We start from the raw sequence: 16717 nt of genomic DNA on the forward strand, positions 1-16717 counted from the left end.
ATCTACACGCTCTATGAGGGCGTCGGCTCGGTCGATGCCATCGACACCGCTATGCGGCTCGGCGCCAACCATCCGATGGGACCGCTGCAGTTGGCTGACTTCATCGGGCTCGATACCTGCCTGTCGATCATGCAGGTGCTGCATGACGGCCTGTCGGACTCGAAGTACCGCCCTTGTCCGCTGCTGGTGAAATATGTCGAGGCCGGCTGGCTCGGCCGCAAGACCGGGCGTGGCTTCTACGATTATCGCGGCGAGCATCCCGTCCCGACGCGCTGATCAGATCCGCGTCAGCGGAAACCCGAAGCCTCTCGGATCAGAGGTTGATACCCGGATCAGGAGGCCGCAGCCAGCGGCTCGGGCGGCACTGCCTTGCCGTCCACAATCTCCCCTTCCGGCGCCACGCAAACGCAGCCACGGCCGGCCGCCTTGGCCGCATAGCAAGCTGCATCGGCCCTAGCGATGATCTCGTCGACCTCGCCGCAATTGGCGCTGATCGCGGCCAGCCCGATGCTGGCGCCGATCACGTGAGGACGGCCGTCCCAGGTGAAGTCCAGGCCGCCGATCGAATCGATGATGGAGCGCGCAGCGATCTTGGCACCGGCTGCCGAACCCGATTTCAAAATGACCGCGAATTCATCGCCGCCCAGACGAGCAACGATGTCCTCTGGACCAAGCACGCCGCGAACCGCCGCGGCAACCCGTTTCAGCAGCGCGTCTCCCGCCGCGTGGCCGCCCGTATCGTTGACCAGTTTGAAATGGTCGAGATCGATGAACATGAACTGGTGTCCGCCGCCTTTGCCCGAGGTACCGTCCTTGCGGGCCTGACCGACCAGTTCCTCCATGGCGCGAATGAAGCTCGAGCGATTGGCAAGGCCGGTCAGCGCGTCATGCGCGGCGGCATGGGCGAGCTGGCGCTGCAGCGCGCGCGCATCGGTAAAGTCCTGGAAAACGATGACCAGCCCGCAGAATTCGTTCCGCTCGTTGATGATCGGCGACACGACCTGACGGATGCTGCAGCGTGTGTCGTCGCGCCGGATGAGAACGGCGCGGCTGTTCTGATCTGCGGGCGCCAGGCCGCCGATCGCCGGTCGGATCACGCCGATCCGGTGCCCCGTCTCCTCGTCAACTGCCCAGTAGACATGGCCAAGCATCTTGCCGAGAGCCTCGCCGCCGGCAACACCGGTCAGCTTTTCGGCGACCGGGTTCATGAAGGTGACGCGGTTTGCGGCATCGGTGCAGATGACGGCATCACCGATCGACTGCAGGGTCACCCTCAGCCGCTCCTTTTCATCGGCAAGCATTGCCGCCGATACGGTGAGGCGTGCTTCGGCCTCCTTGCGTCGGGTGATGTCGGTCAGGCTGCCAATGGCCCTGATCAGCCGGCCATCCTCGTCACGCTCGATGGCCTTGCCGCGGTCGAGGATCCACATCCAGTGGCCATCCTTGTGGCGCATCCTGAACTCGGCTTCAAAGAACGGCGTCTTGCCCTCGAGATGGGCGCGATCCGCTTCCGCGACAATCTCGCGATCGTCGGGATGGATCATCGTCAGCCAGCGGTCGGTGTCGCCATCGAGCTCGCCATCCGCATAGCCCAGCATCTTGACCCAGGTCGAGGAATAGGTCGTGCCGCCCTTGCGCATGTCGAGGTCCCAGACACCTTGGCCGGCGCCGGCCAGGGCGAAATTCCAACGCGTTTCCGCTTCGGCAATGCGCGCCTCGGCCTGCTTGCGTGCGTCGATGTTCTCGATTTGCGAGACAAGATAGAGCGGGCGGCCGCTGTTCTCGTCGCGAATGACCGAGCCCGCAAGATGGGCCCAGACCGGCGTTCCGTCCTTCCTGAGATAGCGCTTCTCGAAGTGGAAGGAATTGACCGTGCCCGCCTTCAGATCGTCCATCGTCTCCCGCCCGATCTGCAGATCGTCGGGATGCGTGATCTGGAAGAAGGTCAGCGCCTCGATCTCTTCACGGCTGTAGCCAAGCATGGCGGCGAAGGCCGGATTGGTCTCGCGAATGCGCCCGTCGAGACCGACAACGGCCATACCGATCGCCGAATCCGCCATGGCGCGGCGGAAGCGCATCTCGCTCTCGGCGATCTGCTGACGATCCTCGCTGATCCGACGGGTGGACATGACAGCGAGGAACAGCGCGCCCGCCGCCACCGCCACCGAGATCTGCAGGCAGAGTTTCAGCGCTTCGGTGCCGAGGTCCAGGCGCGACAGCAGGATCGAAGCCGCTAGGACGCCCAGGCCGGCCACGAGCAACGCCAAGCCTGCATGCCCAAGAGATTTTCGGCTGGTCAATCCTCGCCACATCACGATACGTGCCACCCCCGTGCGCAAACGCATGTTCTCGCATCAACCTTGACGGATCGATTTTAAGGAAAGGTTGCGTCCGGCATACCGGCGCCATCGCTAACCGGCAAACAATTGCCGGCATGATTAAGGATCGGTGTGCATGGGCTCGGGATCGTGGCGGAACGCTACCAGCGCACGAAAAATCGTCCGCCGAGCGCACCGAGCAACGCGAGTGCTGCGATCGCTATCGTGTACCAGGTGGCGACGAAAAGCGGCGAATCGTCGAAGCAGTGCGCGGCGTAGAAGGTCGCCGCCAGCCCGCCGGCGAGCAGACCCGCCACCGCACCGGCCAGCACCGGCCGTGTCGGCGCGCCGTAGCGCAGCATCCACAGGAAGATGGCAAGCGGACCGAGGCCGATCAACGGGATGAAGCCCATGCAGATCATCATGTTGGAGCCGACCATCCTTGTTCCCCACAGCGCCTCCGGCACCATGAAAAGCTCCAGAATCACCGCCACTGCTACCAGCACCGGAGCCGCGGCCATCCAGGCCATCGCCCGGCCCGTCGAGGCACCCGGCGTCGACAAGGCGCGGATCAAGGCAAAGGCGCTGACCGCAAGCACGATGGTGAAGACGAATTTGGAGAGGAAGCGCATCGTGTGCGCGGCCGCCATGAAATCAGGGCGCGGGCCGATGGTCAGCAGGAAAACGGCTGCCGCGATGACAACGGCCGCACCGGCGGCCATCCACCACGCCGACTGCAGCGGCATCGCCTTGCTGCTTGCATCGGCGTCCAGCGCCTTGATGAGATCGTCCGTCCTCATGTCATTCCCGCCCGAACCGCCCCTGCCCGAATCGCTTGGCTATCGCGGCAAGTCCCCGATGCAGCGACACACGCACCGCCGTCTCGCTGATACCGAACTTTGCTGCCGTCTCACCGATGGACCGCCCTTCCACCGAAACGGCCGAGACCACGGAGCGCTGCGCCGGCGAGAGGCCGTCCAATGCCCGATTGATGTCGCGTTCGCTGACGGTCTCGGTTTCCGGCTCGGCGAAGGTCTCGGCGATATCGTCGACATCGATCTCGATGCGCCGCCCACGCCGCCGGAACGCGTCGATCAGCTTGAAGCGGGCAATCGCATAGATCCATGGCAACACCGGCGCGTCCTGGCGCCAGGTATGCCGTTTCACATGAATGGCCAACAAGGTTTCCTGCACGACATCCTCGGGATCGACCCCGCCCTGCACGATCTTGCGCCGAACAAAACCGCGCACCAGCGCGGCAATCCGGTGCAGAAAGTCGGCATAGGCCTTCTCGTCTCCCGCGATCGCGGCCCGCATCAGCCGGGAAAGCTCGGCCTCATCCTTGCCGCTCACAAGAGTTACTCCCCCGATTTTCGCGTCTCGGCGCTGATTTGTTACGTGGCCGGCGAAATAATGTCCAAGCCAAATTACCGGCAAATCACGAAAGTTTGTGCCTCGGCGTCTGATTAAAATCCGCAAGACAATGTTGACTATCCTTGTCATGTATCGATAGGTGCAGCCGTGACAGACTGAAGACTCCCCGAGATCGAGGACAATGCCATGAAATACGCTCTTTCCACCCTCGTCGGCGCCACCGCGCTGGCAATCAGCCTGATCGGCGGCCCGGCGATGGCGGAAGATGATGGCATCATTGTCTACAACGCCCAGCATGAAAACCTGACCAAGGCGTGGGCCGAAGGCTTCACCAAGGAAACCGGCATCAAGGTCACCGTGCGCAATGGCGGCGACAGCGACTTCTCCAACCAGATCGTCGCCGAAGGTACGTCTTCGCCGGCCGACGTCTTCCTGACCGAAAATTCACCGGCCATGGTGCTGGTCGAGACATCAGGCCTGTTCGCACCGGTCGACGCCGACACGCTGGCACAGGTTCCGCAGGACTATCAGCCGGCCAGCGGCAAATGGGTCGGCGTCGCCGCGCGCAGCACGGTCTTTGCCTATAACAAGACCAAGCTGACCGCCGACCAGCTGCCCAAGTCGATGCTTGACCTCGCCGATCCGAGCTGGAAGGGCCGTTGGGCCGCCTCCCCGTCGGGCGCCGATTTCCAGGCCATCGTCAGCGCGCTGCTTCAGCTCAAGGGCGAGGCCGCCACGGCGGACTGGCTGAAGGCGATGAAGACCAATTTCACCGCCTATAAGGGCAACAGCACGGTGATGAAGGCGGTCAATGCCGGTGAGATCGAAGGAGGCGTGATCTACCACTATTACTACTTCGGCGATCAGGCCAAGACCGGTGAAAACAGCAAGAATGTCGAGCTGCACTATTTCAAGAACCAGGATCCGGGCGCGTTCGTTTCGATCTCCGGCGGCGGTGTGCTGGCCTCGAGCAAGCATCCTAAGGAAGCCCAGGCCTTTCTGAAATGGGTGACCGGCAAGGGCGGCCAGGACGTGCTGAAGACTGGCGATTCCTTCGAATACGCGGTCGGCAAGGGTGCGAAGTCTAACCCGAAGCTGGTGCCGCTCGCCGATCTGCAGGCACCGAAGGTCGATGCTACGACGCTGAACTCCAAGAAGGTCACCGATCTGATGACGGCAGCCGGCTTGCTTTAGTTGTCATTCCTCCTAAAAGGACAACCGACCACGCTCCCGCGGAAATTCGCCTTCCGCGGGAGTGATTTTGTTTTTCGAGATGGCATTCGTCGATGACGACACGCTGTGTTCCCTACCGCGATCGCGGCCCTTCAATTGCTGCCGCTGGACGGCAACGGCACGGCGTCTGACCTGATGCAGTCTGCGGTCGATCTCGCGCGCTCGGGCCTGCCTTTGGGCACAGGCCGAAGGGCGCGCCGACGCGCACCGCTTTGGCTGGTCGTCGCCGCCATCTTCGTTGCGCTGCTGGCGCTGGTGCCACTTGCCTTCATCATCTGGATCGCGGTGCAGACCGGTTGGGAGACCGTCTCGGCGCTGGTCTTCCGGCCGCGTGTCGGCGAGCTTCTGGTCAATACTGTCCTGCTGGTCGCGCTCTCCGTGCCGATCACCATCGTGCTGTCGGTTGCGCTGGCCTGGCTGACCGAGCGCAGCGACCTGCCGGCGGCCCGGCTCTGGGCCTGGCTGTGCGTGGCGCCGCTCGCCATACCGGCTTTCGTGCACAGCTATGCCTGGATCACCATGGTGCCGGGACTGCACGGCCTGTGGGCCGGCGTGCTGGTTTCCGTGATCGCCTATTTCCCGTTCCTGTATCTGCCGGTGTCGGCGGCGTTGCGCCGTCTCGATCCCGCCCTGGAGGACGCCGCCGCCGCACTCGGCCTTGGACCCTGGCGCGTCTTCTGGCGTGTCGTGCTGCCGCAATTGCGGCTCGCCATCTGCGGCGGCTCGCTGCTGGTCGGCCTGCACCTGCTGGCCGAGTACGGCCTCTATGTCTTCATCCGCTTCGACACCTTCACCACGGCGATCGTCGACCAGTTCCAGTCGACCTTCAACGGACCGGCCGCCAACATGCTGGCTGGCGCGCTGGTGAGCTGCTGCTTCGTGCTGCTCGGCCTCGAAGTGCTGGTGCGCGGCGAGGAACGCTATGCTCGTGTCGGCTCCGGCGCCGCGCGCTATCAGCAGCGCACAAGCCTCGGACGCGCCACCATCCCGAGCTTGCTCTTGCTTGTCATCACCACGCTGCTGGCGCTCGGCGTGCCGTTCGTCACCATCGGCGGCTGGCTTGCCGCCGGTGGCGCCGATGTCTGGCGCTTCGACGAGATCGGCCTGGCGCTTGGCCAGACGCTGTTCCTGGCGCTCGCCGGCGCATTGCTCGCCACGGTCGCCGCGATGCCAATGGCCTGGATCTCGGTCCGCGCGCCGGGGCCATTGCAGCGTCTGCTGGAGGGCTGCAATTACATCGTCGGCTCGTTGCCGGGGGTCGTCATTGCGCTGGCGCTGGTCACCATCACCGTGCGCATCGCGCTGCCGCTCTACCAGACCCTGTTCACCATCCTGGTTGCCTATGCGCTAATGTTCCTGCCGCGCGCGCTGGTCAGCCTGCGGGCGTCGATCGCGCAGGCACCGGTCGAACTCGAACGCGCCGCTTCCAGCCTCGGCCGGCCGCCGCTGCAGGCGCTGTGGTCAACGACGATCCGCCTGTCGGCGCCAGGTGCCGCGGCTGGCATGGCGCTGGTGGCGCTCGGCATCATGAACGAACTGACCGCGACCCAGATGCTGGCGCCGAACGGCACCCGCACGTTGGCGATGGCCTTCTGGTCCTATAGCGGCGAGATTGATTATGCCTCCGCGGCACCTTACGCCTTCATCATGGTGGCGATGTCGCTTCCCTTGACCTGGCTGCTCTATGTCCAGTCGAAACGGATGGCCGGACGATGAGTTTTCTCGAAATCAGCGGCCTCACCAAGCATTACGGCCCGGTGGCCGCCCTTGCCGGCGTCGACCTGAACGTCGCCAGCGGGAGCCGCACGGCGATTGTCGGCCCGTCCGGCTGCGGCAAGACGACCTTGCTGCGGCTGATCGCCGGCTTCGAGGCCCCGGACCAGGGCCGCATCATGCTCGACGGCGAGGTGCTGGCCAATGGCGGCGCTGCGGTACCGGCGCATCGCCGCGGCATCGGCGTGGTGGCGCAGGATGGTGCGCTGTTCCCGCATCTGACCATTGGTGACAATATCGGTTTCGGCATGGGTCGCGGCGAGGACAAGCGCACCGAACGCATCGTCGAGCTCGCCTATATCGTCGGCCTCGACAAGGCGATCCTCAAACGCCGCCCGCACGAACTCTCCGGCGGCCAGCAGCAGCGTGTGGCGCTCGCCCGCGCCATGGCGATGAAGCCCAGGCTGATGCTTCTCGACGAGCCGTTCTCGGCCTTGGATACCGGCCTGCGCGCCTCGATGCGCAAGGCGGTGGCCGAGCTTCTGGAAGCCGCCGGCATCACCACCATCCTGGTCACGCACGACCAGGCCGAAGCGCTGTCCTTCGCCAGCCAGGTCGCGGTGATGCGCGACGGCAGGTTCTCGCAGGTAGGGACGCCGCGCGACCTCTATCTCAAGCCGAAGGACAGGATGATCGCCGAGTTCCTCGGCGACGCCATCATCCTGCCGGCAAAGATATCAGGCGGCTTCGCCAACTCGCCGCTTGGCCGCATCGCGGTCGATACCAATGACAGCCGCGATATCGCCCGCATCATGCTGCGGCCGGAGCAGATCGCGCTGAAAAGAACGTCGCGCGAGGGCATGTCGGGCACCTCGGACATGCTGTTCGGCGAAGTGACGGAATCGGAATTCGCCGGCTCGATGTGCACGATCGCGGTGCGGCTCTTGAACAATGCCGATCCGCCCGATGCGGCCGCGATCGGCAACACGCCGCTGGTCCTGCGCAAACCGGGCATGGACGCGCCGGCGGTCGGCGAGATCGTCCGGCTGACCGTATCGGGAAAAGCGCATGTCTTCGCCTGATTGATCGAAGGCGCCGCCGCACCGCGCCTCAACGCGGGGTGGCCGGCTCACGCCGTGAGGCGCTCGCCGGTTTCGCCGGAATAGATCGGCCATTGTTCGAGAAAATCGCAACCGTGCACGACCACGTGCTCGTTGGCGCTGTCGATGAGGACGACCGCGTAGGAAGGCGGCGCCTGCTCGACAATCTCGCTCGATCTGTCAAGCGCAAGCTCGAACCTGGCATGCAGGCCGCGCTGCGCCGAGAACGCAATGCCGGCGACCGTGCCGGCAATGTCGCGATGGACGTGACCGAAGAAGATGTGGCGGACATTGCCATGGCGCCGCAGCAGGCCGAGCAACCGTTCGGGCTGCTCAAGGGCAAGCGGATCGAGCTGCGGCAGGCCGAGCGCGACCGGCGGATGATGCATGAAGACATAGGCCGGCCGGCCGGCCGCTTCTTCGAGCCGGGCTTCGAGCCAGGCTAGTCGCCTGTCGCACAATTCGCCTTCGACGCGACCTTCCGCCAGGCAGTCGAGAAACAGCAGCACCTCGTCGGCCGTTTGATGGGCCGACTGCACGAAGTCGTTCTCATCGAGCGGAATCTCGGGAAACGCCGCGACAAGATTGGCCCGCCGATCGTGGTTTCCCGGCAGCAGCCGCCAGGGCACCGACAGCGTGCTCAGGGCTGTCCTGAGATCGGCATAGCTCTCGGGCGCGCCGGTCTCGGTCAGATCGCCGGTGAAGACACAAAGCGTGGCATCGGCGTGATGCGCATTGATGTGCGCGATGCATGAAGCCAGCCGCTGATGCAGGTCTGCGCCATAGCGGCGCTCGCCTTGCCGGCCAAGATGGACATCGGTGACCTGGATAATTTTCATTGCGCGCTTCTTGGACTTGTCGGTGGTGCCTGCCCGTCATCGGCGATGACTGGCGGCTTCAGAAATTAGAGTGCCGGTTCCGGCACCGAGGCCTTGAAGACCTCGAGACGTGTTCCCGTATCCGACGAGAAGAAATGCATATCCTCCGGCGAAATCTTCAGGCCGACCGCGCTGCCCGGTTCGGGGTGGACGGCCTCCGAGGTCATCACGGAGAACGACGCACCGTCGAGATCGACATAGATGACGCGTCCCGCGCCCAGCTCCTCGACGAGATCGACTGTGGCATCGAGCGCGCCTGCCGTGCCCGGCGCCACCAGGCGGACGGCTTCAGGCCGGATACCCATCGCTACCTTCGTGCCGACCGGCAGCCCCGCGCGTGCCATGGCTAGGCGCCGGCTGCCGCCAAGCAGCGACAGCCCGTCGAGATCAACTGTGCCTTCGAGGATGTTCATGGCCGGCGCACCGACGAAAGTGGCGACGAAGCGGCTGGCCGGACGGCTATAGATCTGGGCCGGCGTGCCGACCTGCTCGACGCGGCCGCCATTCATGACCACCAGCCGGTCGGCTAGCGTCATCGCCTCGACCTGGTCATGCGTGACGAAGACCGAGGTGGCATTCAGCCGGCGATGCAGCTTGCGGATCTCCGAACGCATCTGAACGCGCAGCTTGGCATCGAGGTTGGACAGCGGTTCGTCGAACAGGAACACCTTGGGCTCGCGGATCATCGCCCGGCCCATGGCGACGCGCTGCCTTTGGCCACCGGACAGCGCCATCGGCTTGCGGTCGAGCAGATGCTCGAGCTCCAACGTGCGGGCAACCGCCTGGACGCGCAGCTGGCGCTCGGCGGCGGGGACGCCGGCCACCTTGAGCGAATAGCCGATGTTCTGCGCCACGCTCATATGCGGATAGAGCGCGTAGTTCTGGAACACCATGGCGCAGCCGCGCTCGCGCGGCTCCAATTTGTTGACCACGGTGCCGTCGATGGCGATCTCGCCACCGGAAATCTCTTCCAGCCCAGCGATCATCCTGAGCAGCGTGGACTTGCCGCAGCCGGAAGGCCCGAGAATGACGACAAATTCGCCCGAGGCGATGTCGAGGTCGACGCCGTGCACAATCTGCAACTTGGCGTAGCTCTTCTTGACGTCGCGAATGGTGATGGAGGCCATCGGCTCTATCCTTCTGAAGTCACTTCTCGGTGGCGATCAGGCCGCGCACGATCCAGCGCTGCATGGCCACGACGACGATCAGCGGCGGCAGCATGACGATGAGTGTGCCGGCCATGGCGATGTTCCATTCGGGAATGCCGCCGACGTTGGGAATGAGTTGCTTGAGTTCGGTGACCGCCATCGCATGGGATTGATCCGTGGTGATGAGCAGCGGCCACAAATACTGGTTCCATGCATACAGAAACATGATGGTTCCAAGCGCCGCCATGTTGGTGCGCGACAGCGGCAGCAGAACATCGATGAAGAAGCGCAGCGCGCCGGCACCGTCCATGCGCGCCGCCTCGGTCAATTCGTCCGGTATCGTCAGGAAGAACTGCCGATAAAGGAAGGTGCCGGTGGCCGTCGCGACCAGCGGCAGGATAAGCCCGGGATAAGAATTGAGCAGCCCTAGGTTCAGCGAGACCTGAACGCCCGAAACCTTTTCTATGAGCCAGCTTATGCCGGTCACGTCGAGAATCGCCTGATAGGGCGTAAGCACATTGGCAACGACCGCGTAGGTCGGGACGATGCGCACTTCCAGCGGCAGCATCAGGGTGACGAAGATCAGCCAGAAGATGAAGGTGCGGCCGGGATAGCGGAAATAGACGATCGAAAAGGCCGTAAGCGCCGAAATTATCACCTTGCCCGCCGCGACCCCCGTGGCAACGATGAAACTGTTGAGCAGCTTGGGGCCGAGATCGGCCGTCGTCCACGCCGTCTTGATGTTGAGCCAGAAATCGCTACCCGGCAGCAGGGACATCGGCACGTCGTTGACGTCCTTCAGATTGTGCGACGAGGCAATCACCACGATCACGAAAGGCGCGATCGCCAACAAAAACCCGATGAACAGCACAAGGTGCGTGACGAAGTTCAGGATGGGGGTGCGCTCTACCATGACCGTCTCACTGATAGTGCACGCGCCGCTCGATAAAGCGGAACTGGAAGATGGTAAGCACGATGATGAGCACCATCAGGATGATGCTCTGCGCGGCGGCGCCGGAAAAATCGAGGCCTTTGAAGCCGTCGGAATAGATCTTGTAGACCATCAAATTGGTGGCGTTCGCCGGCCCACCCGAGGTCATGATGTCGACGATGCCGAACGAATCCTGGAAGCTCTCGGTGATGTTGATGACCAGCAGGAAGAAGATCGTCGGCGTGATCAGCGGGAACTGGATGTCCCAGAAACGTCTGACGACCCCGGACCCGTCCATCGCCGCTGCCTCGATCAGCGAACGCGGGATGGCCTGGAACGCGGCCAGGAAGAAAATGAAGTTGTAGCCGACATATTTCCACGAGAAGGCGACGATGATCGACGCCATGGCATCCGCGCCATCGAGACCCGGATCCCAGATCCCTGGCCACATCCGGTTGATGACGGAAAGGAACCCCGCCTCCGGCGCCAGAATGAAGCGGAACGCCAGCGCCAGCGCAGGGGCCGCGATGCCGTAAGGCCAGATCAGCACCACGCGATAGAAGCGCGAGCCGGCAAGCTGGCGGTCGGTCAGCGCCGCGAGCACCAGCGCGACGAACATCGCAAGCCCGGTGCTGATCGCGGCAAAGACCAGGCTGGCGGTGATCGAATTCCAGTAGTCGGCGTTGGACAGGATCGAGCGGAAATTGTCGAGCCCGACCCAGACATTGCCGCCGCCCCAGGGCTGCTGCAGCGTCAGCGACCAGTACACGGCCTGACCGGCGGGCCAGTAGAAGAACGTGAAGATCAAGAGGAGCTGAGGCACCGCGAAAAGGATGCCGATCGTCCAGCTGCCAAAGGTAACGCGTTTTTCCATCGGTCCGCCGATGCCGCTCAACGGCCACTTAGAGCAAGATTAATAACGAAATGGCCGCCCGTCGACCCAAGCATGATCCCGAAAAGTGGAAACCCGTTTTTACGGACAAACGGTTTCCGTTTGTCCACGGATCATGCTCGGAGAAGACCGGCGGGCGGCCGCGTAGATTCCGAGATCAGGGCAGGGTCTTGCCCGGATAGGTCTGCTGGAAGCGGTCGAGGATGGCGTCGCCATTCTTGACCAGCGTATCGAGGCCCTCCTGGACGCTGACCTTGTTGGCGAAGATCGCCTGCATCTGCGTGCCGAACTCGGCGCGGATCTGGGTGAAATTGCCCAGCCGCACACCGCGGGTGATTTCGGTCGGCTCGGACGCGGTCAGGCTGGCGATCGCGACTTCACGGCCCTTGTAGGGCGCCTTGTCGTAGAAGCCGGTGGACTTCATGTAGTCGAAGCCCGACTTGGTCACCGGGATGTAGCCGGTGTTGGTCGACCAGAACAATGCGGTCTTGGGGTCGTGGATGAAGTTGAGGAACGCGGCTGCGCCTTTGTATTCCGCATCCGACTTGCCCGAGAGAACCCATAGCGAAGCGCCGCCGACGAGCGAATTCTTGCGCTCGGTACCGGCATAGACCGGCAGTTCGGCGACATCCCAGTTCATGCCTTCCTTCTGGGTCTTGCCGACGGTGCCGTGATCGCCGACCGAAGTCAGGATGACCTGGCAGGTGCCGGAAGCGAAGGCCTGGACCATATCCTGGCCGAGGTCCTTGGACTTGATCTTGATCAGGCCGGCATCATACCACTTCTTGAGATCGGTGACGTACTGGACGAACTTGGTCTTGTTGACTTCCAGACGCGCGTCGAGGCCGTCATAGCCGTTGTTCTTGGTGGCGACTGGTTGGTTGTGGAGCGCCGAGAACTGCTCCATCAGCTGCCAGCTTTCATTGGCGGAGATGTTGATCGCCATCGGGCACTCGTAGCCGGCGTCCTTCAATGCCTGGAGGTCGGCTGCGACATCTTCCCAGGTCTTCGGCGCCTCGGTCTTGCCGATCTTGGCGAAGGCGTCCTTGTTCCAGTACATCAGTGGGGTCGACGAATTGAACGGGAAGGACAGCATCTCGCCCTTCGAGGTCGCATAGTAGCGCGCGATGCCGGGGAAATAGTCGGCGTAGTCAATCTTGTAGCCGTTTTCTTCCATCAGCTTGTCGGCCGGCTTGTAGGCGCCCGACAGCATCATGGTGGCGGTGCCTACGTCATAGACCTGGACGACGGCCGGCTGCTTGCCGGCGCGGAAGGCGGCGATCGTGTTCTGCAGCGTGGCGTCGTAATTGCCCTGGCTGGTGCAGACGACTTCATAGTCGGTCTGCGAGGCGTTGAAGTTCTTGCACAGCGTGTCGACGACGCGGGCGAGATCGCCCGAAAGGCCGAACCAGAAATCGAATTTTACCGGCTCTGCGACGGCAGGCATGGCAAGCGCTGCGCTGAGCGCGCCAGCGGCAAGGGCGGCGAAGCCCCGCTTGATGATGGTCATGATTTCTTCCCTCTTGAGTGGCTGTTGACAAGGGTCTTGCGCAAGTCCTTGCACGCTCTCTTAGAGAAGGTATGTGACAGTTCTGCTGTGGCCTCTCAGGCCTGTGGACAGCCCGTCTCTTCTCCTCTCCGGCGGTTGCGCCGGCATGAAAATGTCATGCCGGCGCTCTAGGTAGCTAGGGCGGCTGCCGAGGACGTAAAGACCCTGAAGAGCTGTCATGATTACCCGGCTAAGGGATGAATGAAATGCTGGTGCCACAGCTGACGCATGTTCCACTCGCTGAGCGCCAGGCCATGCGCGACGGGCCACGCGACAGCGCCACCCATCTGCGCCTGGCTGCCGCCACACCGGCACTTGGCCAGATCGAAATCGGCGGCAAGACTTCACGCGAAAGCGCCGGCGAAACGCTCACCGTCGTGGCCTGGAACGTCGAACGGCTGCGCCATGGCGATGCTATCGCGGCCACGCTTGCCGGCCAGGCTCCCGATGTCGTGCTGCTGTCCGAGGTTGACGAAGGCATGGTGCGCTCAGGCAACGGCCATCCTTTGCGTGTTCTTGCCGACCGACTCGGCCATGCCTTCGCCTATGGTGTCGAATTCGTCGAGCTCGGCGGCGGCAACGAGGCTGAGCAGGCCGCAACCGGCACGGCCCAGAATACAGAAGGCTTCCATGGCAATGCCGTGACCAGCGCCATCCCACTACTTCGCCCTTTCCTGGTCCGCCTCGAGGCGGCTGGCGGCTGGTTCCGGCCGGAACGCGGCCAGCCGCGCATCGGCGGACGCATGGCCATCGGTGGCCAGGTGCGGATCGGTGACCGCAGGGTGACGGTGGTCTCGGTGCATCTGGAAAACCGCACAGATCCCGCCGGCCGTGCCATCCAGACCAGCCATCTCCTCGATGCCATCGACAAATACGATTCGCAGGCGCCGGTCTTGCTTGGCGGCGACTTCAACACGCTGACGTCAACCCATGAGGAGCGCAATGACGATCCCGACGCCTGGGCGGCGCGCATCGCGGCAGAGCCGGACCGGCTGATCGATGTCGAACGCCATGAACCACTGTTCGCGGTCCTCGCCGGGCGCGGTTACGACTGGAAGCCCGCCAACAAGCTCGACCTGCCCACGCAGCGACGCGAGGCCGGCGATCCCACCCCGATCGGCCACATCGACTGGTTCTTCACGCGCGGCCTTGTCGCAACGGCTCCTGCCGTTCTTCCGGCTGTGCTGGCGGACGGCAGGCCGAGCTCCGATCACGAGGCACTTGTCGTGACGGTCCGCATCGCCTGACGAGCGCGGGCGGCCGGCTTCCACCAGAAGAAATCAACCACCCCTGCTCCGGAAAAACACGCCTTCGCGCCCGCGCCCGCGCTCGGTCTGAACAGGGCCTGATCGCCCAAAGGGTATAGCGGCTTTGGGACAACGACGCCCTTTTAGAGGCTTTCGGGCTTGAGTGCGGTCTCGACCAGTCGTCTGGCATCCGGCCCCGACCATTCGGCCGGGCCATTCATATGGGCGATCAGGCAGCCTTCGCCGTCGATCAGCATGGTGACGGGAAGGCCGAGCGCCAAGCCGCGCGTCTTGAGGTCGTTGAACAGCCCCATCGTCGAATCCCTGAAATAGCCGAGCGTCTTGACGCCGGTATCGCTGAGGAACTTCTTCGGCTTCGTATCGTCACCGGCATCGACATTGACGGCGACCACCTGAAAGGCATCGCTGCCCTTTTCCTTCTGCAGTGCATCGAGCGCCGGCATTTCGGCTCGGCACGGCGCGCACCATGTCGCCCACAGGTTGAGCAGCACCGTCTTGCCGGCATGATCGGCAAGCGTCATCGGCTTGCCGTCCGGGCCATTGAAGGCGAGGCTCTTTAGGGATTGCGGCGGATCGGCCGGCAAAAGCGCGGCGACCTCCCCGGTGGCGGAGGCCGCGACCTTCTTGGCGCGGTCGCTCTTGGCCGCGCAGGCAACGTCGTCCTTGCTCTCGCCGACGGCCGCTTGTGCCGGTGCATTGTTGCCAGACCGGCTCTCGCTGACATACCGCGACCGCGCCGGCCAGCGCGCCTGCCACCAAGGCGGCGAAGATCAGGCGCGGGGCCGGGAAGAATCTATTACCGTCTGCCATTTTCTCAAAACTGCTCCGAAGCACGGGTTATAGCCATGAGCGACAAGAAGACCAGCAACCAGATGTGGGGCGGACGTTTTGCCTCGGGTCCGGCCGCGATCATGGAAGCCATCAACGCGTCGATCTCGTTCGACCGTAAACTCTATGCCCAGGACATCAAAGGCTCGATCGCCCATAGCGAGATGCTGGCGCAAACGGGCATTATTTCGGCAGCCGATCAAGAAAAAATCGCTCACGGGCTGAACACGATCCTGAAAGAGATCGAGGCCGGCACCTTCGAGTTCTCGACTCGGCTCGAAGACATCCACATGAACATCGAGGCACGCCTTGCCGATCTGATCGGCCCGGCCGCCGGCCGGCTGCACACCGCCCGCTCGCGCAACGACCAGGTGGCGGTCGATTTGAGGCTGTGGGTCAAGGACGAGTGCTTTCGCGTCGCCGAGGCGCTGAAAGGGTTGATCAAGGCGCTGCTGGAGCGGGCCGAGGAGCATGCGGCAACGGTGATGCCGGGCTTTACCCATATGCAGGCGGCACAACCGGTGACCTTCGGCCATCACTGCATGGCCTATGTCGAAATGTTTTCGCGTGACCTGTCGCGTGTGCGCGATGCGATCGAACGGATGGACGAAAGCCCGCTCGGTGCCGCAGCGCTCGCCGGCACCAGTTTCCCGATCGACCGTCACCAGACCGCCAAGGCGCTCGGCTTCCGCGAGCCGATGCGCAATTCGCTCGACAGCGTTTCGGACCGCGATTTCGCTCTCGAATTCCTCGCTCTTGCCGCGATCTGCGCCACGCATTTGTCGCGGCTGGCCGAGGAGATCATCATCTGGTCGACGCCGCAGTTCGGTTTCGTCAGGCTGTCGGACTCGTTTTCCACCGGCTCCTCGATCATGCCGCAAAAGAAGAACCCTGACGCCGCCGAACTGGTGCGCGGCAAGACCGGCCGCGTCACCGGCCATCTGGTCGGCCTGCTGACGGTGATGAAGGGCATGCCTTTGACCTATGGCAAGGACATGCAGGAAGACAAGGAATCGGCGTTCGATGCCGCCGAGACGCTCGACCTGATGCTGGCCGCGATGACCGGCATGGTCTCGGACATGACGATCAACGCAGCCGCGATGAAGAAGGCCGCCGGCTCCGGCCACGCGACAGCGACCGACCTCGCCGACTGGCTGGTGCGCACGCTCGGCCTGCCGTTCCGCGAGGCGCATCATGTCACCGGCCGGGCGGTGGCACTGGCCGAAGACAAGAAGGTGGGGCTGGAGAAGCTTTCGCTGGAGGATTTGCAGTCGATCAATCCCGGCATCACGGCGGACATATTTTCGGTGCTGGCGGTGCAGAACTCGGTCAAGAGCCGCACCAGTTTCGGCGGCACCGCGCCGTCGGAAGTGAGGAAGCAGATCCGAGCCTGGAAAAAGCGACTGGCGAAAGCGTGATGCCAGATATTGCGACCAGCAATATCCGGGGGATATTGCGACCAGCAATATCCGGGGTGCAATACGC

14 protein-coding genes and 1 pseudogene are annotated in these 16717 nt (G+C 63.5%); 6 read left to right on the forward strand and 9 right to left on the reverse strand.

Annotated elements, in window-relative coordinates:
• Positions 1-276: 3-hydroxyacyl-CoA dehydrogenase family protein (locus EN993_RS17820; protein WP_245468882.1), on the forward strand; the 276-nt coding region annotated here is incomplete at its 5' end.
• 56 nt (positions 277-332) lie between these two features.
• Here EN993_RS17820 and EN993_RS17825 read toward each other — a convergent pair.
• From EN993_RS17825 to EN993_RS17835, 3 genes are all read right to left on the reverse strand, one after another.
• A complete protein-coding gene (locus EN993_RS17825) occupies positions 333-2267 on the reverse strand; it encodes a PAS domain S-box protein (protein WP_245468884.1) in 1935 nt (644 codons plus the stop codon).
• A 212-nt stretch (positions 2268-2479) separates the two neighbouring features.
• Positions 2480-3118 carry an NrsF family protein gene (locus EN993_RS17830; RefSeq protein WP_109671653.1) on the reverse strand — a complete coding sequence of 213 codons (639 nt, stop codon included), beginning with the start codon at positions 3116-3118 and terminating at the stop codon, positions 2480-2482.
• 1 nt (position 3119) lies between these two features.
• Positions 3120-3671 carry a sigma-70 family RNA polymerase sigma factor gene (locus EN993_RS17835; RefSeq protein WP_109671652.1) on the reverse strand — a complete coding sequence of 184 codons (552 nt, stop codon included), beginning with the start codon at positions 3669-3671 and terminating at the stop codon, positions 3120-3122.
• Between the two features lie 207 nt (positions 3672-3878).
• On the opposite strand from EN993_RS17835, the gene EN993_RS17840 reads away from it, so the two are divergent.
• The 3 genes from EN993_RS17840 to EN993_RS17850 all read left to right on the forward strand — a co-directional run bounded on the left by EN993_RS17840 (position 3879) and on the right by EN993_RS17850 (position 7720).
• On the forward strand, positions 3879-4886 hold the full coding sequence (locus tag EN993_RS17840) for an iron ABC transporter substrate-binding protein (protein WP_127264439.1): 1008 nt from the start codon (positions 3879-3881) through the stop codon (positions 4884-4886).
• A 174-nt stretch (positions 4887-5060) separates the two neighbouring features.
• Positions 5061-6641 carry an iron ABC transporter permease gene (locus EN993_RS17845; RefSeq protein ID WP_164757699.1) on the forward strand — a complete coding sequence of 527 codons (1581 nt, stop codon included), beginning with the start codon at positions 5061-5063 and terminating at the stop codon, positions 6639-6641.
• On the forward strand, positions 6638-7720 hold the full coding sequence (locus EN993_RS17850; protein WP_127264443.1) for an ABC transporter ATP-binding protein: 1083 nt from the start codon (positions 6638-6640) through the stop codon (positions 7718-7720). Before EN993_RS17845 ends, EN993_RS17850 begins: the two co-directional genes overlap by 4 nt.
• Before the next feature lie 47 nt (positions 7721-7767).
• Here the strand turns inward: EN993_RS17850 and EN993_RS17855 are convergent, their stop codons facing one another.
• The 5 genes from EN993_RS17855 to EN993_RS17875 all read right to left on the reverse strand — a co-directional run bounded on the left by EN993_RS17855 (position 7768) and on the right by EN993_RS17875 (position 13097).
• Positions 7768-8577, reverse strand: a complete 810-nt coding sequence (locus tag EN993_RS17855) for a phosphodiesterase (protein WP_127264444.1) — start codon at positions 8575-8577, stop codon at positions 7768-7770.
• Positions 8578-8642: 65 nt separating this feature from the next.
• Positions 8643-9743 (reverse strand): sn-glycerol-3-phosphate import ATP-binding protein UgpC, encoded by a 1101-nt coding sequence (locus EN993_RS17860; RefSeq protein WP_109671647.1) that lies wholly within the window; start codon positions 9741-9743, stop codon positions 8643-8645.
• A gap of 19 nt (positions 9744-9762) precedes the next feature.
• Entirely contained in the window at positions 9763-10677 is a 915-nt protein-coding gene (locus EN993_RS17865) for an ABC transporter permease subunit (protein ID WP_109671646.1), read from the reverse strand.
• A gap of 7 nt (positions 10678-10684) precedes the next feature.
• On the reverse strand, positions 10685-11569 hold the full coding sequence (locus EN993_RS17870; RefSeq protein WP_109671666.1) for an ABC transporter permease subunit: 885 nt from the start codon (positions 11567-11569) through the stop codon (positions 10685-10687).
• A 175-nt stretch (positions 11570-11744) separates the two neighbouring features.
• Complete coding sequence (locus EN993_RS17875) at positions 11745-13097, reverse strand: extracellular solute-binding protein (RefSeq protein WP_127264445.1); 1353 nt, start codon at positions 13095-13097, stop codon at positions 11745-11747.
• Positions 13098-13342: 245 nt separating this feature from the next.
• Between EN993_RS17875 and EN993_RS17880 the strand changes: the two genes are divergently transcribed.
• A complete protein-coding gene (locus tag EN993_RS17880; protein ID WP_127264446.1) occupies positions 13343-14383 on the forward strand; it encodes an endonuclease/exonuclease/phosphatase family protein in 1041 nt (346 codons plus the stop codon).
• A gap of 143 nt (positions 14384-14526) precedes the next feature.
• Here EN993_RS17880 and EN993_RS17885 read toward each other — a convergent pair.
• Positions 14527-15214: pseudogene (locus EN993_RS17885) on the reverse strand (TlpA disulfide reductase family protein).
• Between the two features lie 35 nt (positions 15215-15249).
• On the opposite strand from EN993_RS17885, the gene argH reads away from it, so the two are divergent.
• Positions 15250-16650, forward strand: coding sequence for an argininosuccinate lyase (argH, locus tag EN993_RS17890; protein ID WP_109671643.1), 1401 nt, complete (start codon positions 15250-15252; stop codon positions 16648-16650).
• The last annotated feature ends 67 nt before the right edge of the window (positions 16651-16717 follow it).

The organism is Mesorhizobium sp. M7D.F.Ca.US.004.01.2.1 (assembly GCF_003997785.1).
In the GTDB taxonomy this organism is placed as follows: Bacteria; Pseudomonadota; Alphaproteobacteria; order Rhizobiales; family Rhizobiaceae; genus Mesorhizobium; species Mesorhizobium loti.